At 54.6% G+C, this 24,250-nt stretch carries 22 protein-coding genes and 1 pseudogene (1 of these 23 cut by a window edge); 14 read left to right on the plus strand and 9 right to left on the minus strand.

Annotated features, from left to right (window positions below; translation table 11 throughout):
• Positions 1 to 123: pseudogene (locus HY788_04835) on the minus strand (DnaJ domain-containing protein) (it extends 859 nt beyond the left edge of the window).
• A gap of 251 nt (positions 124 to 374) precedes the next feature.
• On the minus strand, positions 375 to 2,267 hold the full coding sequence (locus HY788_04840; GenBank protein ID MBI4773499.1) for a SurA N-terminal domain-containing protein: 1,893 nt from the start codon (positions 2,265 to 2,267) through the stop codon (positions 375 to 377).
• Positions 2,268 to 2,449: 182 nt separating this feature from the next.
• On the opposite strand from HY788_04840, the gene glgA reads away from it, so the two are divergent.
• From glgA to HY788_04855, 3 genes are all read left to right on the plus strand, one after another.
• Positions 2,450 to 3,901, plus strand: a complete 1,452-nt coding sequence (gene glgA / locus HY788_04845; GenBank protein MBI4773500.1) for a glycogen synthase GlgA — start codon at positions 2,450 to 2,452, stop codon at positions 3,899 to 3,901.
• On the plus strand, positions 3,898 to 6,111 hold the full coding sequence (locus tag HY788_04850) for a GAF domain-containing protein (GenBank protein MBI4773501.1): 2,214 nt from the start codon (positions 3,898 to 3,900) through the stop codon (positions 6,109 to 6,111). Before glgA ends, HY788_04850 begins: the two co-directional genes overlap by 4 nt.
• Before the next feature lie 391 nt (positions 6,112 to 6,502).
• Positions 6,503 to 7,636: a DUF362 domain-containing protein gene (locus HY788_04855; GenBank protein MBI4773502.1), complete on the plus strand. Its 1,134-nt coding sequence runs from the start codon at positions 6,503 to 6,505 to the stop codon at positions 7,634 to 7,636.
• Positions 7,637 to 7,691: 55 nt separating this feature from the next.
• Here the strand turns inward: HY788_04855 and HY788_04860 are convergent, their stop codons facing one another.
• A complete protein-coding gene (locus HY788_04860) occupies positions 7,692 to 8,294 on the minus strand; it encodes a hypothetical protein (GenBank protein MBI4773503.1) in 603 nt (200 codons plus the stop codon).
• A 474-nt stretch (positions 8,295 to 8,768) separates the two neighbouring features.
• Between HY788_04860 and HY788_04865 the strand changes: the two genes are divergently transcribed.
• The 8 genes from HY788_04865 to HY788_04900 all read left to right on the plus strand — a co-directional run bounded on the left by HY788_04865 (position 8,769) and on the right by HY788_04900 (position 16,699).
• Entirely contained in the window at positions 8,769 to 10,340 is a 1,572-nt protein-coding gene (locus tag HY788_04865) for a DAK2 domain-containing protein (GenBank protein ID MBI4773504.1), read from the plus strand.
• A 3-nt stretch (positions 10,341 to 10,343) separates the two neighbouring features.
• On the plus strand, positions 10,344 to 11,189 hold the full coding sequence (locus tag HY788_04870; GenBank protein ID MBI4773505.1) for a DegV family EDD domain-containing protein: 846 nt from the start codon (positions 10,344 to 10,346) through the stop codon (positions 11,187 to 11,189).
• Positions 11,190 to 11,271: 82 nt separating this feature from the next.
• Entirely contained in the window at positions 11,272 to 11,817 is a 546-nt protein-coding gene (cobU, locus tag HY788_04875) for a bifunctional adenosylcobinamide kinase/adenosylcobinamide-phosphate guanylyltransferase (protein MBI4773506.1), read from the plus strand.
• A gap of 132 nt (positions 11,818 to 11,949) precedes the next feature.
• Complete coding sequence (cobT, locus tag HY788_04880) at positions 11,950 to 13,011, plus strand: nicotinate-nucleotide--dimethylbenzimidazole phosphoribosyltransferase (protein ID MBI4773507.1); 1,062 nt, start codon at positions 11,950 to 11,952, stop codon at positions 13,009 to 13,011.
• A complete protein-coding gene (locus HY788_04885) occupies positions 13,004 to 13,780 on the plus strand; it encodes an adenosylcobinamide-GDP ribazoletransferase (protein MBI4773508.1) in 777 nt (258 codons plus the stop codon). The genes cobT and HY788_04885 overlap by 8 nt, the downstream gene beginning before the upstream one ends.
• Before the next feature lie 133 nt (positions 13,781 to 13,913).
• On the plus strand, positions 13,914 to 14,474 hold the full coding sequence (locus tag HY788_04890; protein MBI4773509.1) for a hypothetical protein: 561 nt from the start codon (positions 13,914 to 13,916) through the stop codon (positions 14,472 to 14,474).
• Positions 14,475 to 14,596: 122 nt separating this feature from the next.
• The gene (locus HY788_04895) at positions 14,597 to 15,265 is read left to right on the plus strand and encodes a TIGR04211 family SH3 domain-containing protein (protein MBI4773510.1); all 669 of its coding nucleotides are present in this window, start codon (positions 14,597 to 14,599) and stop codon (positions 15,263 to 15,265) included.
• Between the two features lie 15 nt (positions 15,266 to 15,280).
• A complete protein-coding gene (locus HY788_04900; GenBank protein MBI4773511.1) occupies positions 15,281 to 16,699 on the plus strand; it encodes an aminopeptidase in 1,419 nt (472 codons plus the stop codon).
• 73 nt (positions 16,700 to 16,772) lie between these two features.
• Here HY788_04900 and HY788_04905 read toward each other — a convergent pair whose 3' ends face one another.
• Both HY788_04905 and HY788_04910 read right to left on the minus strand, forming a co-directional pair.
• Complete coding sequence (locus tag HY788_04905) at positions 16,773 to 17,558, minus strand: endonuclease/exonuclease/phosphatase family protein (protein MBI4773512.1); 786 nt, start codon at positions 17,556 to 17,558, stop codon at positions 16,773 to 16,775.
• 363 nt (positions 17,559 to 17,921) lie between these two features.
• The gene (locus tag HY788_04910) at positions 17,922 to 18,188 is read right to left on the minus strand and encodes an ogr/Delta-like zinc finger family protein (protein MBI4773513.1); all 267 of its coding nucleotides are present in this window, start codon (positions 18,186 to 18,188) and stop codon (positions 17,922 to 17,924) included.
• Between the two features lie 246 nt (positions 18,189 to 18,434).
• On the opposite strand from HY788_04910, the gene HY788_04915 reads away from it, so the two are divergent.
• The gene (locus HY788_04915) at positions 18,435 to 18,953 is read left to right on the plus strand and encodes a YIP1 family protein (protein ID MBI4773514.1); all 519 of its coding nucleotides are present in this window, start codon (positions 18,435 to 18,437) and stop codon (positions 18,951 to 18,953) included.
• Positions 18,954 to 18,982: 29 nt separating this feature from the next.
• Positions 18,983 to 19,174 (plus strand): hypothetical protein, encoded by a 192-nt coding sequence (locus HY788_04920; GenBank protein MBI4773515.1) that lies wholly within the window; start codon positions 18,983 to 18,985, stop codon positions 19,172 to 19,174.
• A gap of 224 nt (positions 19,175 to 19,398) precedes the next feature.
• Here HY788_04920 and HY788_04925 read toward each other — a convergent pair whose 3' ends face one another.
• On the minus strand, positions 19,399 to 19,665 hold the full coding sequence (locus HY788_04925; GenBank protein ID MBI4773516.1) for a hypothetical protein: 267 nt from the start codon (positions 19,663 to 19,665) through the stop codon (positions 19,399 to 19,401).
• Between the two features lie 241 nt (positions 19,666 to 19,906).
• On the opposite strand from HY788_04925, the gene HY788_04930 reads away from it, so the two are divergent.
• Positions 19,907 to 20,173, plus strand: a complete 267-nt coding sequence (locus HY788_04930; GenBank protein ID MBI4773517.1) for a hypothetical protein — start codon at positions 19,907 to 19,909, stop codon at positions 20,171 to 20,173.
• On the opposite strand, the gene HY788_04935 is transcribed toward HY788_04930, so the two are convergent.
• From HY788_04935 to pdxA, 3 genes are read right to left on the minus strand one after another with little or no spacing between them, the layout of a single operon-like run.
• On the minus strand, positions 20,162 to 20,302 hold the full coding sequence (locus HY788_04935; GenBank protein MBI4773518.1) for a hypothetical protein: 141 nt from the start codon (positions 20,300 to 20,302) through the stop codon (positions 20,162 to 20,164). The genes HY788_04930 and HY788_04935 overlap by 12 nt on opposite strands.
• Positions 20,303 to 20,333: 31 nt before the next feature.
• Positions 20,334 to 23,147, minus strand: a complete 2,814-nt coding sequence (gene uvrA / locus HY788_04940; GenBank protein ID MBI4773519.1) for an excinuclease ABC subunit UvrA — start codon at positions 23,145 to 23,147, stop codon at positions 20,334 to 20,336.
• Positions 23,134 to 24,186: a 4-hydroxythreonine-4-phosphate dehydrogenase PdxA gene (pdxA, locus tag HY788_04945; GenBank protein MBI4773520.1), complete on the minus strand. Its 1,053-nt coding sequence runs from the start codon at positions 24,184 to 24,186 to the stop codon at positions 23,134 to 23,136. The genes uvrA and pdxA overlap by 14 nt, the downstream gene beginning before the upstream one ends.
• Positions 24,187 to 24,250: the final 64 nt, after the last annotated feature.

The following is a 24,250-nucleotide window of genomic DNA, read 5'->3' on the forward strand; positions in this document are numbered from 1 at the left end:
CGCCTGCCGGCCTTTGTTTCGGTCCGGATGGTATTGCATAGCCAGTTTACGGTACGCTTTCTTTATTTCGTCCGTGGAAGCGCTCTTGGAAATCCCAAGTACTTGATAATAATCTTTTGGCATATCCTCAAATTACCCGATTCAGGAATGGCAGGTTTCGGAGCTACATGGAAATGGAAACCGAGAACTATTCAAACAATAATCACAAAGAAGTTCGAGTCAAGAAGAACGGCGGAACGGCTTCAGCGGGTTCTGGGGGTTCCGCGTTGCGCGGGACAGGAACCTCCGGAGCCTTGATTGCAGAGTATGAGAAAAGTCATGGGGCCGTTCCTGACTTCGAACGGCCCCGTCGATCACACCACGTCACGCCCGGCTCAGATTTCCTGAAAGATCTCGATCTTGGCCTGATCTTTAACGGCTTCGATCCAATCCCTGAACAGGTCGTTCTCCTGTTTTGTGGTCATCCGGTCCATGAATTCCTTTTTCTCGTTTTCGAATTCCTGTTTGTCCGGTTTGATCTTTTCCTTCAACCGAACAACGAGCAGTTTACCACGGTTCTTTATGGGTTCGGGTACCAGGTCTCCAGGGCTGTTCAAGGCGAAAACAGTCATATTGATTTTGGGATTGATTCCTAGATCGGAGACGGCTCCGCTTCGATTGAAAGGTCCCCCCACTTTCATTTCCAGATTCATCTCCTTGGCGGTTGTTTCGAAGTCTTTGCCTCCGGCTACGATTTCGATGAACTCGGCAGCCTTCTTCTCAGCCAACTGGTCGGCCTTCTCTTTTTTCAGATCCGTGGCAACACGCCCACGTATCGAATCGAGTTCCGGGATCGCGGCAGGCTTCTTTTCCAGGAGCTGAATGACCACGTATCCGTTCGGTGCTTCCAGCTTGGGTCCCACCTCCTTGATTTCCAAGGAAAAGGCGGAACTCGCGGCAGTTTTCACTTTTTCGAGACCGGGTACGGGACCGGATTCATTAAAATAGGGAGACTCCACGTATTGCACTCCCCGAGCCTGGGCGATCTCTCGAAGGGATCTTCCCTGCATAGCGTCCTCCACGTCGTTATCAGCCGCCTCAAAAGCAACGTCGTTGGCCTGTTCCGCTTTCAACTTGGCCTCGATTTGTCCTTTCGCTTCATCCAAGGGCTGCACAACGGGCTCTTTGACTTCCTCAACTTTGATGATATGGAGTCCAAACGGGGTTCGAACCAGATCGCTAATCTCTCCCGGCGCCATATTAAAAGCCGCTTCCTCGAAGGGCTTGACCATCGAGCCTTTTTTGAAGAATCCCAGGTCACCGCCTTTGGGCGCCGAGGTGTCTTCGGAGTATTGAATAGCCAGTTTCTCGAAGTCCGCGTTCGGTTTCCGGGCCAGATCCAGTACCACCAGCGCCTTTTTTCGGACGGATTGCACCTGTTCCTGCGTAGCGTCTTCCGCTAGTTTGAACAGGATATGACGTGCATGTACCTCTTTTTCCTGCTGAAATTCTTCCGAATGCCAATTGTAGTAATCCTGAATCTCCTGGGGGGAAATGGCTATCTGTTTGGCAAACTCGGCCTGCAGGTAATTTATGTATCCGATCCTGGCCTGCTCGGGCACTTCATAGGCCTTGTTGTTCTTTGCGTAGTATTCCTCGATCTCTTTGTCGTCGACGGTTGTGTCTTTCAAATATCGATCCGGATCGAATGAAACAAAATCGATCACGGCCTTTTCTTTTTCCAATCGCCACAGATCGAACGCTTCAGCCTCCCCGACAACAGCCATGGATTCGATGGTATTGCGCAGTTTTTCAATCAAAAGAGCCCTTTTTTGTTGGGCTTCAAATTCACCCGGCTGGATACGGTTCGCGGACAACACTCGAAGATAGAGATCCCGATCGAACCGACCGTCTCGCTGAAACATCGGATATTTCTGCAGTTGGGCCCGAACTTCGTCGTCCGTGACACCCAGCTCGAGTCGAACCGCCTCTTGAATCGCCAGTCGTTCTTCGATTAGACGATTAACGGCTTCTTTTCGCAGATCCAGTCTCTGCAGCAGTTCCGGCGTGAGAAAGTCTCGATACTGTTTCCTCGCCTGTTCGACGAGGTTATCGTACAGGCGAGCCACTTCGGATGCGGATATCCCATCCCCGTTCACTTCTGCGTAGCGCGCCGCCCGCCGCTCACGGAAACTGCCCAGACCCCAGAAGACAAACACAACGGCGATAACCGCCATAAAGGTTTTTATAAGCCACGACGTGGCATGTTTTCGCATCAGGCTAAGCATTCAGTACTCCTTGGCATCCAGCGTGATCGGAAATCGGTCCAATGGCTTCATAACACGGAACTCCAAGCCGGTCAATTCGCAAACTGGAGGACTTCTCCACCCAACTTGTTTTTTCTCGTGGCCTGAGATACACTCGTGTCGTATTCGAACAGTGCGGTGTCTTCAATTTTCTGGAGTCCATTATGCGCATTTTGTTTGCTTCGTCCGAGGTGGTCCCTTTTGCAAAGGCGGGAGGCCTCGCCGATGTGTCTCACCATCTGCCTAAAGCGTTGGCCAAACTGGGTCACGAGGTCCACGTCGTTACCCCAATGTACAAGGAAGCACGAGAATGCGGCAAAATCATTACGGATACGGGCCGTACTCTGCTCGTACCCATCTCCTTCCGAACCGAGGAAGCCCGCCTGTACCGGTCCGATATATCGGAATCGGTGGTCGTGCACCTGATCCGAAAGGACGACCTCTACGACCGGGAGGGGCTCTACGGTAATGAATACGGAGACTACGAAGACAATGCCGAACGCTTCATCTTTTTCTCCAGAGCCGTCCTCGATCTTTGTAAAGAGTTGGGGCTCCAACCGGATGTGATCCACTGCAATGATTGGCAAACAGGCCTCACCCCTTTGTACATGAAAAGTCTCTACCGTGAAGTCCCACAAATTGCCAAAGCCGGGAGTCTGTTTACCATCCATAACCTGGGAAGTCAGGGCATCTTCTGGAGTCTGGACATGCATCTCACCGGTCTGGGGTGGGAATATTTCAACATGGAGGCCTTGGAATTCTACGGCAACATGAATCTGACAAAAGCAGGGATCGTCTTCGCAGACCGCATCTCGACGGTCAGCCATGCCTATGCCGAGGAAATTCTGACTCCTGAATTCGGTTTCGGTCTGGATGGAGTGCTCCTCACCAGAAAAAACCATCTGTCCGCCATCATGAACGGCGTGGACTACAACAGGTGGGATCCGACTCTGGATCGCCACATCGCCTCGAATTTCGGCATCGATCATTTAGAACCGAAACAACTGTGCAAGAAAGATCTCCTCTCCGCCTTTCAAATGGATTCGGACCTCTCGTGTCCTGTGGTGGCGATGATTTCCAGACTGGTCGGTCGAAAAGGATTCGACCTTTTGGCCGGAGTATTCGACGATTTGATCGCCATGGGCCTTCGATTCGTGATTATGGGCAAAGGGGAGGACAGGTACCACAGCTTCCTCAAAGAAATGGCCGGGCGCCATCCAGGGAAGGTGGGGCTGTCCATATCGTATGACTATTGCATGGCGCACCGCATTGAAGCCGGCGCGGACTTTTTCTTGAATCCTTCCCTGTATGAACCCTGCGGTCTGGATCACCTGTACGGCATGCGCTACGGAACCATTCCAGTGGTTCGCGCCACAGGAGGATTGGGCGAGACCGTAAAGGAGTACCATCCGGAAACCGGTCAGGGGACTGGATTCCGCTTCTATGACTACTCCCCTCAGGCCCTCATGGATTCGCTCCGCAAGGCCGTGAATTATTACGATAATAAGGATCATTGGATGCAGTTGGTACGAAACGCCATGCGGGAGGAATTTTCCTGGGAAACCTCCGCCAAAGCCTATCTCGACCTTTATGAAAGCGTTGCGCGTAAGGTATGACGACCACAGCAACAAAAAAGCGCATTAATCGGGCCCGAATTCTGGATAAGGTGATCCGCATCGTCAATTCCAGGATCCGCCATGAGAAAAAGCTGCAACACATTCTAAAAACCGTTGCAGGCGAATTGGGCCTGGAAGAAGGATTCCTTTTCCTTCTGGACAAAGGGCAAGATCTTCTGGTTCTGCAAGTCGCCGGAGACCGCATCGAAAACTGGACGGGCGAGCAAGCGTACAAGTTGGGAGAAGGGATGATCGGGCGCGCGGGCTCAGAGCGTAAATTTCTCTCAGGCTCCCTGAAAGCGGAGGCTCAACCGACGCATGTCGGTGACCCGGCCAAACGAATCATCGCTATGCCCGTTTCCGACGACAGCTTTCTGTACGGCGCTATGGTCTTCGTAAACAGCGGCACGAAACGACTTACCGGCGCACAAATCGACCTCCTGAAAGCGGTTAGTCTTGAACTTGGCGGAATCATCCAAGATTTCCGGATGACGGTGGAAGCCAAGCGCCGAGTGATGGAATTGAACGCTCTGTTTGAAGTCAGTAAGGCCATGTCGTCCACCATGAATCTCGAGGCTCTGGTAGGCAATCTGGTGTCGATCTGTGCGCGTCTTGTCAGCGCCCGTTGGGCCGAGCTTTCCATTACCGATCAAGCCAACGAGATCGTCGCCGGAGCCACTTTCGGGAAAAAGATCGCAGACACGCACCCTTCGGTTTGCGTAAGCCTCGGACTCGGTAATGATTTTTGTGGTGATTTGTGCGCAGCGGACAAGATCTCCTGGCAGGACGGGACCAATGTTCCCTTCGACGAAGAGGACCGGCGATTGCTTCATTCGGTCGGTTCCTTTGTTTCCAGTGCGCTGGACAAGTCCATCATGTTCAAAGAAGTGGAGTCTCTGGCCAGGAACAACGCGATCATGGTACAGACGCTGAGTTCCTTGTACAACATATCCAGCAACATGATGACCACCGTGGACTTCGAAGAACTTATCGACATTATTCTAAAATCCATGATTCATTCGGAAGGGTTGGGGTTCGACCGCTGTGCGTTGCTCCTGCTGGACGAAAGGAGCCGAACGTTACGACTGCATAAATGCTTCTCCCGTGTCGAGCGATCTCCTGAACCGGTAACCGAAAACCGCGCCGAAAGTCAATCGTGCGAGCATGAGCCCCCAGTTCAAGATATACAAATCGATTTCGTACATGAGTCCGGAGCGCCCGCCCAATGTCTGTCCGAACGCAGACCCATTAACGTCATCGACCCCGGGGATGCATTCTTCAATCCGCAAGGACCCCTTCAATCCTTCCTTGAATTCCCTTTTGCAGCCGTGCCGCTGCTGGCCAAGGACAAGGACATCGGAGTCATCTTGGTGGACCACGCCCTGAAACGCAGACCGGTTTCCGAGGACGAACTCAAGAACCTGTGCATGCTGGTCTACCAGGCGGGCCTTGCTTTGGAAAACAGCCGGCTGTATGGGTTCATCGATCATGTGAATCGAGAGCTGAAAGAGGCGAAAGAGAAGCTGATCGAGTCTGAAAAGATGGCGGCCCTCGGGGAGATCGCCGCCGGCATCGCCCACGAAATCCGGAATCCGCTGGTGACAATAGGAGGTTTTGCCCGGAGAGCATCCGGTATTGTCAGTCCGGAGTCAGATCTCAAGCGTTACATCGATTTCATTGTCGCAGGGGTGGCGCGGCTCGAAAACACGTTGAAGGATGTGCTCAACTTTTCCCAGGATGCCGTTGGAGGCTTCAAGTACTTCGATTTGAATGTGGTCATCAATGAAGCTTTGGATCATTTGAGGCTCGACCTGCAGGAGAACGACATTCAGGTGGAAAAGGACCTGGTTCCGTCTCCGAAAGTGTTCGGCGACAGCCGCCAGATCCGGCACGTGTATTTCAACCTCTTCCTGAACGCTATTCAAGCCATGGAGTCGGGAGGCCTGCTAAAGATCAAGACATTCTACTCCACGGAAAGCGGTCGGACATACATTACGAGCGTTGTTGAAGACCTGGGAGGAGGCATACCCGTCGGAATTCTTCACAACATCTTCAATCCGTTCTTTACCACCAAGGCGCGCGGTTCGGGTCTCGGGTTGGCCATCGTACACAAGATCGTCACCCGGCACCAAGGCGATATAAGCGTGGACAACGTCCCCGGTAAAGGGGTATCTTTCATCATTAAATTTCCGGTTTACGCTTCTGCCTGATGCCCGCCCGTGGTTTCGGTGACGTTGAGATTCAGCCTTGCCCCTCCGCTTGCCACGTCGGATACGATAAAGGCGACATCCCCGAGCGCGAGGTCAGGTAAGGTCAGGAGCCGTACACGGATTGGGCGATGAGTCCCCGGGCTTGGGGGTAAATCGAAATCTGATTTTTTTCCAACTGCAGCAATGAGTACGGAGCGACGCGGACGCCGGAAACGCGTTGGCCAACGAAGTCGCATCGCCTCTTTGCGGCCTTACGGAAACCCGAAAAACAATCCACATGGATAGGCGCCACGAGGCTTTATTCCGGCGGTGGGTTCAAACTACTGCGCCCGATCTGACACAAGCTCCCTGTAAAAACCGTATTTTTTCGTAACCCAAGGAGGAACAGAGCATGTCGAGTGAAGTCTATTTTGCGGATATGCGGGCCGGCATCCGAGAGAACCTGTTTGACAAACTGCATCTCCTGCTGGATCGGGTGGGACTGAGCCAAAAGATCTCAGCCAAAGACCTGGTGGCGATCAAAATGCATTTCGGAGAACGGGGGAACACGGCCTATATCCGTCCCGTATTTATACGCCAAATCGTCGATCGGCTGAAAGCGCTGAACGCCCGGCCGTTCTTGACGGACGCGAATACGCTCTACGTAGGCGCCCGGAGTGACAGTGTTTCACACTTGAATACCGCTATCGAGAACGGATTTGCATATTCGGTGGTAGGCGCTCCCGTGATCATAGCGGACGGACTGTTGGGGTCGTCGGCGGTAGAAGTTCCGGTAAACGGGAAGCACTTCGAAACCGTCTCCGTAGGCGCTGAAATTGCCCATGCGGACGCCCTGATCAGCGTAGCCCATTTTAAAGGGCATGAGCTTGCCGGATTCGGAGGCGCCATCAAGAACGTGGGCATGGGATCGGCGTCCCGAAAAGGAAAACTCGCTCAGCACTCGAACGTTTCCCCGAAGGTCTCCAAGAAAAGATGTATCGGTTGCGGTGAATGCGTAGATCACTGCGCACAGCAGGCCATCTCGATCGAGGAAGGCGAGAAGTCCTGGATCGATCCCGAGAAATGTGTCGGATGTGGAGAATGCATTCTCGTATGCCCGGAAGGGGCCATCAATGTTCAATGGAACGAATCCATTCCGGTGTTCATGGAGAAAATGGTGGAGTACACCAAAGGAGTGCTCAAAGGCAAAGGACCAAAAAGCCTATTTGTGAACTTCCTTACGCAGATATCGCCGGCGTGCGACTGCTATGGACACTGCGATGCTCCTATCGTGGGTGATATCGGAATCCTGGCGTCCACCGATCCGGTGGCCATTGACCAGGCTTCCGTGGATCTTGTGAACCAACGTTCCATCATGGCGGGATCCTGTTTGGATGGAAAGGACGAATGCGTTTCGGACAAATTTCGAGGCATCTATCCTCAAATCGACTGGAAACTCCAGTTGGAATACGCTGAAAACATCGGATTGGGCAGCCGGGCTTACGAACTGGTAGCCGTCAAAAAGGAACAGCCCGATAAGAAGTGAGAAGCCGGGAGCTGCGTTTATCCGCAGCCCGGCTGTTACGGATCGGAAAAGAGCTTTAGGAGAAAGGACCCTTCGCGCGTGACTGATAGTCCCGAATCGTGTCCTTCATCTTTTGTACGCGCTCTTCCAGGACCTGATTCTGATCTTCCAATTCCTTGAGTTCTTTTTTCGTGCGGTTGCCCCAAGAAAGAATGTCCTGATAACGTTTTTGATATTCTTCCAACAGGGATTTGTATTTGTTTTTTTCCACTCGAGCTTGGCTCAGTTCCTCTTTGAGTTTGATGACCTCCTGAATATCGCTGGGCGGATCCGGGTCGAGGTTTTTTCTTTCGAGCTCGAATTCCTCTTCCAGGGCGGCTTTCTCAGAGGCCAGAGATAAAAGACGGGACTGGATCTCGTCCGGTTTCTGCTGTTCTTTCAGATTCCTCAGTTCCTCTTGGAGGCGCTTGATGAGCTGCTCTCTTTTTAGGATCTCTTCCTTGAGCCGCTGCACGCGTTTGTTGTGCTCCTCGGCGTACCGCGCCTTGCGGGTCGCCGCTTCAAGGTTTACGGCTGCGACGGAGCGTTTCAGCCTTTGATTCTGAATGAGCAACGCTACTGAAACGAACGCCAGCAGCATGACTCCGGCCAAGATCAACAGGTTTGATGCAATCGGCATGGTTATGTCCATATTCTGATCCGCCTCGAGGGCCAAGCTATCGGATCGGCTGGATTCCTCAGCCGGTCCAAGTCGGGGGAACCTCAGAATCCAGCTTCATGTGAAGCGCCTGTTACCGTCATGAATAGAACCAATAGAAGCACCGTTTGGTGCGTATAATATCAGGACCGCAGCTTGTATTCAACCCATCGCATCGTCGAGTCGGTCTTCGTTCCAAGAGATCAGGGGGCGATGGCTGTTCCGATTGCGTGACGCCATGCGACCGTTCCCCGCCCGGTATTGTGAAAACGGAAAAATTCTTTTGATCTTCTAGAATCATTCCCTATAATAGCTGTTCCCACAGCGGCTTTGGCTGCTCAATCGGCTCTTTGGGGCCGGATTCGACCTTCAAGGCGAAAGATTTGAATAAGATTCCGGGCCGGGTTCCTTTCAAGGCGCCTTGGGCACATCCGGAAAGGTTCTTCCCTGATCCATATGAACGCAAGTCGATTTGCAGACGCTCTGTGTGGCGGCCTGAAGAACGTGTGTTTGCAACGGGAGTATTTGGACGCCATCAATGTATTTCCCGTTCCGGACCGTGATACCGGCAGAAATCTCGTGGCGACTTTGTCCGGGATGTTCAGCATCCTGCGGACAAAATCCATACACGATTTTCAGGCCTTGTATGACCTGATCTCCAGAGAGGCGATTCAGTTCGCCCGGGGAAATTCCGGAATGATCTTTTCCCAGTTTCTCAAAGGCTGGATAGCTCCGTTGAGGGGAAAAGACACCGCGAATTCGGATGCCTGGTCGCGGGCTTGGCGAAGCGGGCGCGACTTGGCCTACGCCAGCGTTGCGCGCCCCAGGCAAGGCACCATTCTCTCGGTATTGGACGCCGCCGTCAGGGAGGCGGGGCGATCGGAGGCTACGGTCGACTCGGAGGGACTCGAACGTTTGCTGCACGTGTGCGGGGATGCGCTGCTGGAAACCCCGAACCAGTTGGACGCCTTGGATCGGGCGGGCGTCGTCGACGCCGGTGGATTGGGCCTGGTGCTCCTGATCGAAGGGATGGCCCTAACAGAGCGTGGAGCGGACATCCCCGCCTCCAGCGGGTGGATTGCGGGACACCTGGATTTGGCGCGCCTCAATGGCGGGGAACGGCAGCCGAACCTTATGGGCGCGTATTCGTCGAGCTATTGTGTGGAGCTGCTACTCGAAGGACCCTCAGCGGGGCTTGAAAACGTTCTCGAACGCCTTCAATCGTTCTGTGATTCCCTCGAAAAGGCGTGGGGCCAAGGGCAAGTCCGCTTGCACCTGCACACGGACCAGCCTTTCGCCATTCGGAACCTGGTTCCCGAAGACGTGTTCGTTCTGGAAATGTCGGTGGAAGATATGCGGTACCAGGCGCGTATATTCGAGGAGCGCCGGGAATCTCTTCGTCCGACCGGCCTTGCGGCGCTGGTTGCCGGTTCGGGATTTGCCCGCATACTCGAGAGCATGGCATTGGATTTCGTCCTGGACGTGGAAGCACATCCTTTTTCAGCAGAGCACCTGCCGGAAAAACTGGAGCGGATTCGTTGCCAAAAACTCTTGCTCGTAACAACGCACGGCGCCCATTCATCGGTTCTTGAGCAAAATCTCCGCCGTCTGACCAAGCCCTGGGAGCTGGTGATGGTCGAAAACGAGGCCGAGGTCGTGGCGGCCGGCCTCGCATTCGATCCAAACGAACGTGAGGAAATCAACCGCCGTCGTTTGACCGAAGCGGTTCATCAGACGGTCTCCGGAAGTTTGATCGCCGACTCCGGAACGGGGGGATACCGCTTCAAGATAAACAGGAAAAGTGTGCGGTCCGCCCCTTACAGGAGCCTGAGAGAAGCCGGAGAAGCTCTGGTGGAGTCGTTACGGGAAGAAAAATCCTCATTGGTGACCCTTTACGCAGGGGCGGGACTGGAAGGAGGCTTTTTCCACGATCTCGAGGCGGCTCTGGCGGAGCGCTTTTCAGATCTCGTGGTGGAACGGCAACATGGTGGACAGACCCATTGCCTGTGTCTGGTATCTGTGGAGTGAGTCATGAAAAAAGTCGGCCTGATAACGGACAGTGCGAGCTGCATCAGCCGGGCCATGGCGGACGCACTTCACATCCGCGTGATCCAGAATTACGTGGTCACTGCCAATCACAGCTTTCGTGATCATGATTTGGACCTGCCGTCGTATTATGCGGGGATGCGCGTTTCACGCGACGTTGCCACTACATCGCACGCTTCCATGGAGGAGGTTGAGGCCGTTATAACCGAGGAACTGTCCGAATACGAAACCGTCCTTTATATGGCGGTCTCGCCGGGCTACACCCAGCTTTTCGATATGGCGTCGAACATCAAGGAGCATCATCCGGAAGGAAATCGGATTCGGATTGTGAACACCGAGGCCGCTTCCGGGCAGATGGCGGCCGTGGTTCTCGAGGTGGCCGCGGCCAGAAGACCGGAGTCCACATGGGAGGATCTCGAGTCCGTGGCTCGGGGAGCCGTGTCAAAGGCCAGGGAAATTATCGTTCTGGACTCGCTTACGTATCTTGCTCGAGGCGGAAGAATCGGCAGGGTTCGCTCGCTTCTTGGGCTCGCCCTGTCAATCAAACCTCTTATTGGACACCTGAACGGCATCGCATCGCCTTGGGGAAAAGTCCGAACCCACGCACAGGGATTGGACTTCATATTGAAGAAGATCCAGGAGCTCGGTTTGAACTCCCCCAATCCGTTCTTTCTGGTGTCGGACGCGGATAACGCCGTTTGGGCCGAGAATGCGGAGCAGGCGCTAAAGAACCGGTTTCCGGCGGCTGCCATCCACAGGGTGCCCATGGCCGGTGCGGCGGGAACGCATATGGGACCGGGTACATGGAGCGTGGCCTGGATTTCGGGATGAGACGCCCCGGGGTGCATACGCCGCGCCCGTTTATGTGAAGAAATTGCGTGCGGCGGCCCGGACGCGGCATGGAAGGAAAATCATGTTTGGAACGGCCTTTGATCGAGGTTGCCTGTTGGTGACCGGTGGGGCAAAAAGCGGAAAGAGCAGCCTCGCACTGGAAGTCTGTGATGCCATGGATAAGGAGAAAATCTTCCTGGCTACGGCTCAGGCCCTCGATCAAGAGATGGAAAAGCGGATTCGGCGGCACAAGGAGGAACGGACGTCGGAATGGCGAACGATCGAGGAACCTCTCGATGTGCCAGGGGTTTTGAGCCGGTTGGATCGGGAGGACAGGGTAATTCTGGTCGACTGTTTGACCTTGTGGGTAAATAACCTGTACATGAACCATGGCGACGAACAGGAAGCCATATTGAGTCACGTTGATCGGCTGGTCCGGACGCTGTCGGGAGTCCGGGGCGCTGTGGTCGTCGTCTCGAATGAGATAGGATGGGGCATTGTGCCCGGTGATCCCGTGTCCCGCGCCTACAGAGATACGGTTGGTTTCGTGAACCAACAGGTAGCTCGGACCTCGAGCAAGGTGGTGGTTGTAGTATCCGGATTGCCTTTGGTGCTCAAGGACGGATGAACGTCCAGGACCCGGCCCGTTTAAGCGCATCCGCCATTTCCCGCTTTGAACGCACGTTCTAGTCGGCAAGCCCGTGCCGGGTGGCGGACCGTAAACGCGGTCGAACGGATTTCGATTGAATGGGAGAAACCGATGAAGAAAGAAGTGGAACTAGCTATTGGCTCGATTCCTCCACTTGATTTAAGGCTTCGAGACGAAGCGCAAAAGCACCTGGATTCCCTGACAAAACCCAGGGGAAGCCTCGGACGTCTGGAAGAGTTCGCCCGTGACTATTTGGTCATGCGAGGTGACCTGTCGATCCGGGTCCGGGAGAAGGCTGTAATCGTATTCGCTTCGGATCATGGAGTGGTGGAGGACGGGGTCAGCGCATATCCGAAAGATGTGACCCATCAGATGGTGCTGAACTTCCTGGCGGGAGGCGCGGCCATCAACGTCATATCCAGGCATACCGGCTCCCGCGTGTATGTGGTCGATATTGGAGTGGATCATGATTTCGGCGATGTTCCCGGGCTCGTTCATGCGAAAATCAGCCGCGGCACCCGGAACATGGCCGTCGGCCCCGCCATGGACCGGAAGCAGGCCGTCGCCGCCATGCAGGAGGGATATGCCCTCGCCCAAAAACTGGCGGACGAGGGTGTCGATCTTGTGGCCCCGGGAGATATGGGCATCGGCAACACGACGGCGTCAAGCGCCATCGCCGCCGTATTCACCGGAAAGCCCGTCACGGCCGTCACCGGCCGAGGCACTGGAATTGACGATGACACCCATGCCCACAAAGTGGCCGTCATAGAGCGGGCGATTCAGGTAAACCGCCCGGACCCCAAGGATCCTCTGGATGTTCTATCCAAAGTGGGCGGTCTGGAGATTGCCGGAATAGCGGGATTGGTTATAGGAGCGGCGATTCGGCGCATTCCCGTGGTGCTGGACGGATTCATCTCGACGGCGGGGGGACTGGCGGCGTATGAAATGGATAACCGTGTCCGCGATTACTTGTTCGCCGCGCACCGTTCGGTTGAAATCGGACACGCGGCTATGCTCGAGAGACTCGAGCTGACTCCCTTCGTGGATCTGTCCATGCGCTTGGGCGAAGGAACGGGAGCGAGCATCGGTATGGATCTCATTCAATTAGGCGTGGAAATCTTCCACGACATGGCTACGTTCGAATCCGCGGGCGTAAGTGATAAAGATGACTAGTCTGTTGGCTTTAGGACGGCGATTCCTCTTCGCCCTTCAGTTCTTGACGGTGATTCAGATATGGGGTCGATTGCGCCCGACGGATGAAGATCTGCCGCGTTCCATGGCCTTTTATCCGGCCATAGGCGTCGTCTTGGGTGTTCTCGTGGCCTGGGGCCACCGGCTCTCCCTACATATTTGGCCGCCCATGCTGGCGGACTTTCAGGCCATACTGCTTATGATTGTATTTACCCGAGCTCTCCATCTGGACGGGCTGGGGGACACCATGGACGGTCTGCTCGGTTCCCACCTCCCGGCAAGGTCCCTGGAAATCATGAAAGACAGCAGTTTGGGCGCCTTTGGCGTGGTCAGCATCGTGACTATCCTGGTCTGGAAGTTCGCCGCCCTAACAGCCGTACCCATGCGCATCAAATTTGAGACCCTGTGTCTGTTACCCATATTGGGACGGCATACCATGGTGCAACTGGCCAAGATAGCTCCATACGCCAGGTCGACCGGAGGATTGGGGAAAAGCTTCGTCGATGACCTGAGATGGTTCGACTATGCTATCGCCGGGATAACGGCCGTGGTTGCCTGCACCTTTATTGCGGGACGGCTCGGCGCGATCCTTTTCGGAGTGATCTGGATCGTCACGGCTCTGGAATCGTTTATATTTCGATGGAGGCTTGGAGGAGTGACGGGTGATGTCCTCGGGGCAGCCTCGGAATTCAACGAAGCCCTCGTCCTGGTGATACTGGCGGGAGCAGCCTACGGAGCGGCCGGACTTTAGAAGCCGGCCGGTGTGGATCTAGTTTTTGGACAGGTCCACATTTGGAACTTGAAAATTCGGCCCTTCCCACATACACTATGCGAATGTTTTTTATCAGCGTCGATCCGCCGGGATCGTCTTCGAGGTAATTGGTATGAACGATTTTCGACTGTTTCCGGCCGCCCGATTGAACAGGGATTATCCTTTCTGGGTTTGGTTCGCCGGGGTGCTGAGCATTTCCGGAAGCATCATCGCCGGAAGCTTGGTCTTATACTTGATTTCCATCGATTTCCCTATGCCTATCATTCTTTTTTATCTGTTGATGGCCGTATTGCTGCCCATTTGCGGCCACGGCGTTCTCAATTTTAGACGATGGGCAAAAAGTTTGACGACGGTGGTAGTGGGATCCCTCATCCTGGTCACGATTTCTTCAGGAGTTGTCCGCCTCGCGTTCGCCAGTACCCCATCTTCTCGGGGAATGGTGGACGTCATAGTAACATACGGCTGGTTAATGGCGAACATCTACGTCCTGATTCGCTTGTTGATGGATCGGGGGGAACGTTCCGCTTTCAATTCTCCCACCAAAACGGTGGACACCGAGTCCAGGAAAGGTCCTATATACTACTACGCGTTTTTAATATTGTGGTACGGAGTCATTTTCATAGCTTTGATGGATCATATGGGGGCGGTTTCACTGCCTCTGGCCGGCGCCTGATGGCCTTCGAGCTCCGGCGATCCGATCCTTAGGGATGGGTGGCGCCGGGTTTTGATCCTCATAGACGGAAGTACTCCAGCCTTTTCGTACATTGGATATACAGGAAAGCGACGAATATCATCGTGAAAACGTTCAAGCTTTTGTGGCTGTTGGTTTTAATTGTGTTTCTTCCGTTTCCGGCCCTGGGCCAATACAAGGCCTACGTGACCGACTATTTTGAAATCTCCTGCCGGACCGGTCCTGGAACGGATTACAGAATCATAAAGCTCCTCCACTCGGGCGATGCGGTCGAGTTTCTTTCCGAAGCGGAAGGATGGACTCAGGTGCGTCTCGAAAACGGTGACGTAGGCTGGGTGCTGAGCCGCTATCTCATGCGCGATAAACCCCTGTCCCTTCAGGCCGATAGTCTCATCAAGGAAAACGCCGCGCTGAAGGAAGAGAAGGCGGGATATCTGGACCAACTCGAAAAACTTCGTTCGGAGAACTCGGGACTGCAGACTGAGCTGGCCAATACCGCGGCTTCTGTCGAAACGGTGAAGTTGCAACTCGGATCGCTTGAGGAAGGCTGCAAGGAATACGTGTCTCTGAAAGACCGGTATGCGAAGCTCAAAACTCGCCACGAGGAACTCGAAAAAGAATACAGCGTGCTCCATAGAGAAGGAGACGAATCGCTCCAAAAGCACCTCTGGATGGTGTACGGCGGAGGCATTCTGCTGGTGGGAGTGGTAGTGGGATCCCTCTTCAGGATAGCCCGGACATCTAAAAGGAAACGACACTATTTGAGAGTGTAGCGGTGCGCATGTACCATGGCCCAAGCAAAGGGTAAGAAGGAAACAAAAGCCTTAAAGGAAAGACTGTTCTCGAAACCCGAATTGGTCTGGGACAAACTCTCCTCCAAAGAGAAAGACCAGGTTTTTGATTTAGGAGAACGGTATAAGCAATTCCTATCCAAAGCCAAAACCGAACGCGAAGCGGTAGATGAAATCATCGCCACTGCTGAAGCTGCGGGTTTCAGGGATATCAATAAGGCGGGACGTTCGCGTAAGCTTTATGCGGTGAACGGGGCAAAAGCCGCTGCACTGGCCGTCCTGGGCAGTGAACCGCTGCACATGGGGCTACGCATCGTTGCCGCCCACCTGGACTGCCCGCGTCTGGATCTGAAGCAAAATCCTCTGTATGAAGATCTGGACATGGCCTATCTGAAAACCCATTACTACGGCGGAATAAAGAAATATCAGTGGGTCGCCCGCCCGCTCGCCGTCCACGGAAAAGTGGTCCTGGCGGATGGACGAGAGCTGGATCTGAAGATCGGCGAGGCTGCCGACGAGCCGGTGTTTATCGTTAACGACCTTCTGCCGCATCTCGCCCAAAACGTTCAGGCTACAAAAAAAATGGCCGATATCGTGGTGGGGGAAAAGCTCAACGTACTGATCGGAGCGCTCCCCTACCCGGATACGGACGTGAGCGACCGTTTCAAGCTGGCCGTCCTGGTTTACCTGAACAACACCTACGGAATTACGGAAGACGATCTCGTATCCGCCGAACTGGAAGTAGTTCCTGCCGGGCCCGCCAAAGACGTGGGAATGGATCGCAGCATGGTTGGATCCTACGGTCAGGATGACCGCGCAAGCGCGTTTATGGCTCTGTCGGCTTTATGTGAAGTACTGAATCCTACATATACTTGCCTGGCGCTTTTTGTGGATAAGGAAGAGGTCGGAAGCGAAGGGCCGACTGCAGCCAAAAGCCGTTTTTTTCAGATGGTGGTCATGGATTTGTTCGCTAAAGCCGGCGAGCCGGTGCTGGTCTCCCATCTTGAAAAGGCCCTGTTTCGATCCAAAGCCATTTCAGCCGACGTCAATGCAGCCATGGACCCGGATTGGGCTGAAGTTCACGAAAAGCGTAACGCAGCCCGGCTGGGTTACGGGATCAGTTTGAGCAAGTTCGGGGGAATCCGGGGAAAGGTGGGCTCCAACGATGCCAGCGCCGAGTACGTCGGCTGGCTGAGACGCGTTTTCAAGAATGCGGGCATTGTTTGGCACACGGGGGAACTGGGCAAAGTGGACGAAGGCGGCGGCGGAACCATTGCCAAGTTCCTGGCGGAGCATGGTATGGACGTTGTAGATATGGGGGTGCCCGTTCTGTCTATGCATTCTCCCTTCGAGATAACCCACAAAGGCGATATCTACATGGGATGTCGTGCATTCAAAGCCTTTTTTTCCACATGATCGTTCCGGGCGTTGCGCGCTGACGGCGAATGTCCGTCGGGATGAAACGCGCTTCGATTCCCGGCTTCTTCGATCATCCGGTTTCGATCTCGAGATCCGCTTGAACCGGGAAATGATCTGAAGGATATCGCCCGTCGTACGTGTCCCTGAGGATTCGAATATTCAGCACAGCCACCGGTCCGCGCACCAAGACCCAATCGATGCGCCCGCGTTGTCCCTTGCCGGTGAAACCATGCCACGTATCGAAGCCTTCCTCGGACCTTTTGCAGTCGGCCCACACGTCTCGAAAACGGCCTTCAGCGCCGGTAAGGCGAAGATACGCGTCTGAACCGGGAAGATCGTTGAAATCCCCGGTCAGTATGACCGGCGACCTGTCACCCGCTATTCTGTCCAGTTCGCTGATCAGAACGCCCGTCTGACCTAAACGCGCCGCGGAGCTGATATGATCCAGATGGGTCACGCATGCATACAACTCGACCCCATCCGGAATGGTCCGGAGGTGCGCCCAGGTTGCCAGCCGGGGAAAGGCGCTCTCCCAGCTCTTCGTGGCATGTTTGTGAGGTGTTTCCGAAAGCCAGAAATCCCCGCTTTTCAGCACGTTGAATCTGCCCCTTCGATAAAAGAGACAGGGATACATGCGGTCGGGATCCCACTGACGGTGGGCTTCGGAGAGAATGTAACCCGGAATGAGTTGTTCCAAATCGCGAATCTGCGGCTGGCGGCCCTCCTGGGTGCCTAAAAGATCGGCTGAATGCTCCGAAATGAGTCTTGCCGTCCGGTGCTTTCTGCGGGGCCAATTGTCGGGTCCGTCATTCGCAAGTTCATGACGCAGATTGATGGTTAGAACACTCAGTTGCATGCGAGCCGTATTCAAATCATGATCGTATGGTTGAAAGTGAAGCCTGACGTGAAACCGGGGAATGCATCCCTTACTATGCCGGCGCCTTTTTCGTTGCTCCTGAAAAAAGCAAACCTTCCCGGCTTTGTCAAATCAAATTCCGCCTGAACTCACAGGGATTGTTCGCCGCGAAGGCGTGACCTGTTCTGAAAAAAGAAGACGGGCTCTAGAGGCGATGCATAGACGGCGTTATATCTTTCGGGAGGTCTTTGCTTTCAGGAATCGCGACCGGACGGAACGGTTCGTTGCTTTGGCAGCCGGTCGGAATCGTTGGTACACAGAAAAGAGAGCGAGCATCGGCTGCCCGCTCTCGAAGACAGAGCCCTATTCGATAATGTAATCTCGAAGAGCTTTATGGGACCAGACGGCTATGGGGCCGCTGCTCCCCGTGGAAGGATCGTATCGGTGACGATAGGAGGCGTTTACCTGGTTCTTCTCCAGCATCCAATCCCATCCCCTCACAAAATAAGGGCATTCATCATTAAAGCAGACAAAATGATACTCGGTATCCCACGTGGTCGCGTCCGGCACAGCCCATTTCTCCATCTTCACACCACAATGAGGACACTCCGGATTATTATTTTGAGACATTACAACCTCCTTTCCCGGATGCTATGATAGTTCATCGGGAAGTATTTGCATCATTTTAAGAACCCGGTTGCGTTTTGTCAATTTGCTAGGAGGGGCCGTTGAGGCTCTCCTGGTGTTTCGGGCTGACCAGGTTTCTCTTTCGGGATTCCCGACACTCGCAGGGACGCATGGCCTTCGATTGAATCGATGTATTCCGCCGGATGAGACTTCGGTGCTATATAATTGGAGTGAAAGAAAGGAGCATCCATGAGTTTCGACACATTGAAAGCTTTTCTCATGCAGGGGATCGAAGTGGCAAAACTGAACAGGGCGGTGATGCGTGATTTGGCCGGCGATCGGGATGCCCTTAAACCTGCGATCCTTGTTGTGGCCATTGGGGGTCTTCTTTCGGCCTTGGGGCCCATCGATCCCGTCGGAATTTTTCTGTATCCAATACTGACCCTGGTTATGTTTTTCTTGAATGTCGTTCTGCTGCATGCGATGGCGAGCTTCATGTTCAAAGGCTACGGCAGGTTCAACCAACTCGTTCAGGTGCTGGGTGCGGCCTACGTGCTTACCTGGGTTGCGGTTCTGCCGTTCCTCGGCGGCATCCTGGCATTGATCGCGTCCTTATGGCTTCTGGTGATCGACGTGATAACGGTGGAAGAAGTGTATGGTCTGGATCGAAGGAAAGCCCTGATGTCGGTTGTAATTCCCATCATAGCCGTACTATTGTTTATGGTACTGTTCGGGGGACTATGGGGGCCGCGTTGGGGCGCCCTCTAGTCTTGATGCAAACGGAATCGGAGGCGGTCATGGGCAAAACGATACGTTTCTTTCTGATCGTTCTCTTGGCAGGTGTTTTCTTAGGTGCGACGATATCCTGCGAGAAGGATTCCTTTGAAAAAGCGGGGAAGAAAGTGGACAAGTCCGTGGAAGAAGTAAAGAAAGAAGCGAAAGAACAATGGGATAAGGTGAAGAAGGAAATCGATCAGGCATTGAAGTAGCGAGGTCGCGCCCAGCCGGAGTCCCCTCCGTCGAGGAGAGGATGCCGCGACTCCTTTTCCGAATCCGAGGAAAACCGTTCCGGGAAACCTCTCACCGGGTTCCCCGGAACTCTCAACCACCACGTGCAGGGGAATGTGGGCAGCCGAATGGAAATGGTGTGGCATCCACGTTTTCGGAGATAAGGATGTTCGGCAGGAATCGAATTTCGATTGTGTCCAGGCGATTAAGCCACTCTGAGCGAACCGCGGCGCTTGGTCGCGAGATACTCTTTCAGACAGGAACAAGGTTCTTTCGCTGTGTAGGTGAGGAATTCATGATCTTCAAACCTGAAATCCCACCCGATCTCGTGACAGAACGTGCACGTGCGCGGCATGCCGCCGAACCAGTATTCGTCATTGGGTGCAGGCATGCGATATTTTCCGATGCCATGGCACACGTCACACCGCACCCACGTTCCGTGCCGGCAATGGAATACTTGTTCTTCTTCCATGTTTCGACCCTCCTTTCTTAGTTGATACGGGCTGACGTATCGCCCTTATATATTATTATAAAGTCAATAGGAAATTTGCGCAACAAAACGCGGCTTTCGACCTTTTTTTGACCCTGGATCTTCTTTTGAAATGCAGGAGCACAGGCGAACGGACACGTCTTAGACTCCATTTTTTGGATTTCACCGAAACTCCGAATAATGGCGGCGGACAAGCCGGAAAAGGATATGCAAGAGGTGAATCATGAAGATCCGGGTGGAATGCTACGCGGGCTATCGGGGCGAAGAGACGCCCCGGCGTTTCCAGCTGGGAGCCGGAGATGCCGAAATGGTCGAAGTGAGGGAAGTCCTGGATCGCTGGCTCGCACCCGGTCATCGGTATTTCAAGGTGCTCGGAAGTGACGGGGCCGTTTACATACTTCGTCACGACACGGTTGCGTGGTCCTGGGATCTCACCTATTACAAAGGAGCCGCCCCTCGTGCGGGAGTGTTCGATAAATCAGAACGGTAAACGCCTCTCTCCGGCCCCGGCCCGTTGACAGCGACGGGCCAAGTCCTGGAGCGGAACCGGGTCCAGCCTTTCCAGGGTCTCCGCCACGATTGGGTTCAGAGCGTGGAGATTGTCCGCTACAAGTTTCATGCTGAGGCGTGTCCGGTCACTTCCCGGTATTCTATAACAATTCCTTCAGGAACGTGCCCGTATGGGATTCGGGTACGGAAGCAATCTCTTCCGGTGTTCCGGACGCCACCACGTAGCCGCCCAGATCCCCGCCTTCCGGCCCCAAATCAATGATGTAATCCGCGGACTTGATCACGTCCATGTTGTGTTCGATGACCACGACCGTATTTCCCTTTTCGACCAATCGTTTCAACATGTCCAGCAGCTTCCGGATGTCGTCGAAATGCAGCCCGGTAGTGGGTTCGTCCAGAATATAGAAAGTACGGCCCGTATCCCTCTTGCTCAGTTCTTTGGACAGCTTGATCCTCTGCGCCTCCCCACCCGATAGCGTGGTCGCCGGCTGGCCGAGCTTTACGTAACCCATACCCACGTCCTGGAGCGTTTTCAGCTTGCGCCGGATGTTCGGAACAGCCTCGAAAAACCCTGCCGCCTGGTTGACGGTCATGTCCAGAACTTCGGCGATGCTCATTCCCTTGTACGTAATCTGCAGCGTCTCGCGATTGTAACGTTTCCCCTTGCACACGTCGCAGGTGACATACACGTCCGGAAGAAAATGCATCTCGATTTTGAGCACGCCGTCGCCTTGGCAGGCCTCACACCGGCCGCCTTTGACATTGAAGCTGAATCTCCCCGGCTTGTAGCCCCTGGCCCTGGATTCGGGAACCCGCGCAAACAAGTCCCGGATAAACGTAAATACACCCGTATAGGTGGCCGGATTCGATCGCGGGGTACGGCCGATGGGGCTCTGATCGATGTCCACCACTTTGTCGATGTTCTCGATCCCCTTGATTTCTTTGATCTTTCCCACCGATTCCCGGGAGCGGTTGATCCTCCGCGCCAGATGACGATAGATTGTTTCTATGACCAGGCTGCTTTTGCCCGAGCCGCTCACCCCGGTTACACACGTAAACACGCCCAGGGGAAGGCGCACGTCTATGTTTTTGAGATTGTTGTGTTCCGCCCCGACGAATTCGAGAAACCCTTTCCGCTGTTTCCGGCGTTTCTCAGGGACCGGAATCTCAAGTCTCCCGGAAATATAATTGCCCGTCAGAGAGGTCTCGCACTGCTGCAGGTCCTCCGGAGTCCCGCTGAACACCACTTCTCCGCCGCTCAGACCCGCCCCCGGTCCCATATCCACCACGTGGTCGGCGCTGAGTATGGTATCCCGGTCATGTTCCACCACCAGTATCGTGTTCCCCAAGTCCCGCATGTGAAGCAACGACTGGAGCAGCTTTCGGTTATCCCGCTGATGGAGGCCTATGCTGGGCTCGTCCAGAACGTACAGCACGCCCGACAAGCGCGATCCGATTTGAGTCGCCAGTCGGATGCGCTGCGATTCGCCTCCGGAAAGGGTTTCGGATGACCGGTCCAATGTCAGATAATCGAGCCCCACATCCACTAGAAAGTGAAGGCGGTCCTTCAATTCCTTGATGATGCGCCGGGCAATCCGCTCCTCCGTCGGATTCAGCTCCCATTCGTCCAATGTTCTCAGACAGTCTTTGATCGTGAGCCGGGTGAGTTCGTAGATGTTCAGATTTCCGACCCGAAAGCCCAGGCTTTCCTTTTTCAAACGGGCCCCTTGGCAGAGATCGCAGGGTCGTTTGTTCATGAAACGTTCCACTTCCTGGCGCACGTACGATGAATCCGACTCGAGATACTTTCGCTTCAGCCGATTGACGGCGCCTTCGAGGGGGCTGTTATACCTGTATTGGCTGCCGTTGGTCTCCAATTCAAACTCGATCTTCTCGTCACCGCTTCCATACAGCAGCGCGTGTTGAACTTGTTCGGGGAGATCCTGGAACGGGGTCCAAAGGTCGAAATGGAAGTGGTTGGCAATGGAAACCATTCTCTGATGAAAAAAGATGGAATTTTTCTTCGCGTAGGGTTCCAGAGCCCCTTCACGGACGGAAAGCGAAGGATCCGGCACCACCAGATCCGGATCCACCTCGAGCTTCATGCCCAAGCCCTCGCATTCCGGACAAGCCCCCAGCGGGCTGTTGAACGAAAACATGGCCGGAGTCGGATCCGGATAACTGATGCCGCACGTATGGCATACCGCGTGTTCGCTGAAAAACAGTTCCTGTTTCCCGTCCACCTGGGCGATGACCGTTCCTCCGGACTGGCGCAAGGCCAACTCCAATGAATCCGTCAGCCGATTCTTGATCTTGTCGGTGATCACCAGGCGATCCACCACCGCTTCGATGGAGTGCTTCTTGTTCTTGTCGAGCTGAATGGGTTCGCCCAGATCCCGGATCTCGCCATTGATGCGGACTCGCACGAATCCGTCCGCCTGGAGATGATCCAGGAGTTTCTGGTGTTCTCCTTTCCGCTTTTCCACTAAAGGGGCCAGAATCACCACCCGTGATTTCTCGGGAAGCTCCGCGATGCGATCGGCGATTTCCTGAACGGTCTGGCTGGCGATCGGGCGCCCGCATATGTAGCAGTGGGGTCGTCCGATACTGGCGTACAAGATCCGGAAATAGTCGTAAATTTCCGTAACCGTGGCCACCGTGGATCGAGGGTTCCTGCTGACGGTTTTCTGTTCGATCGATACGGCGGGTGAAAGACCGTCAATGTATTCCACGTCCGGTTTTTCCATCTGCTCGAGAAACTGACGGGCGTATGCGGACAGCGATTCCACATACCTCCTCTGCCCTTCCGCAAAGATGGTGTCGAACGCCAAGGATGACTTTCCCGATCCACTGACTCCGGTAATGACCACCAGACGATTACGGGGAATTTCGAGATTGATATTCTTGAGGTTGTGTTGTTTGGCGCCCCGGATACTGATTTTATCTACAGCCATGAACGGCAAAACCTGCTTTCTTTCGATTTTCAGCCATGAGAGCCGCTGCTTTGACGGCCTGGATCAAACTCCTGGGATCCGCCTTTCCGGCGCCGGCAATATCATAAGCGGTTCCATGATCCACCGAGGTGCGAACAATGGGGAGTCCCAGAGTGACGTTGATACCATCCGAAAAATGCAGCAATTTCAGAGGGATCAAGCCCTGATCGTGATACATGCAGACCACGGCGTCATAGCTTCCCCTCGCCGCCTTCACGAAAACGGTATCGGGAGGAAGCGGTCCGTCCGCATCCATGCCCGCTTCGCGGGCTTTCTCAACGGCCGGAACGATGATATGCATTTCCTCGTCGCCGAAAAGGCCGCCTTCTCCGGCATGAGGATTGAGTCCGGCCACGGCCAACCTGGGACGATGGATGCCGAAATCCCTCTCGAGTCCCCGATACGTGATGTCCATGGTTCGGTAGATCGATTCCACCGACAGCCGCGCGGGCGCCTCCCGCAAAGGACAGTGGATGGTGACCAGTGTGACCCGAAGTCGCTCGCCGGCCAGCATCATAACGTAGTCCGGCGCCATGGTAAGATAGGCAAAAAACTCGGTGTGGCCGGGAAACGGGTATCCGGCCAGGCGCAAGCCTTCCTTGTGAATGGGGCCGGTGGCCACGCCGCCGATCACGCCTTCCATAGCCAGTTTGGCCGCGGTTTCGATGTAGATCCCCGACGCCTTTCCGGCGTCCTTGCTAACCCTGCCCATTGGCGCGCGACGGCCCACGTCATCGGTCAGTGCGTAAAAAAGGAGGTCTTCGTCCGCTGCCTGGAGCTCATCCATGGAGGCAACTTCCTTCAAGTCGGGTCTGGCATCGAGACGCTCCATGGCGTTCAGCAATGCCGAGCGATCTCCCAATACCACCAGCCGGCAGACGCTCAAAAGGCTACGCTCCTGCAGCGCCTTCACAGCTATTTCGGGACCTACGCCGGCCACATCCCCCATGGTAAGACCGATCAGCGGTCTGTCCAATATTCGCCCCTCCCGGTTTCCCATTGCCGGATTCCCCTGTCGTGCGGACATGCCGCCGACTCCGGCTCAATCCCGGCCCACAACACAA

It is taken from the genome of Deltaproteobacteria bacterium, from assembly GCA_016208165.1.
Lineage (GTDB): Bacteria > Desulfobacterota > Desulfarculia > JACQYL01 > JACQYL01 > JACQYL01.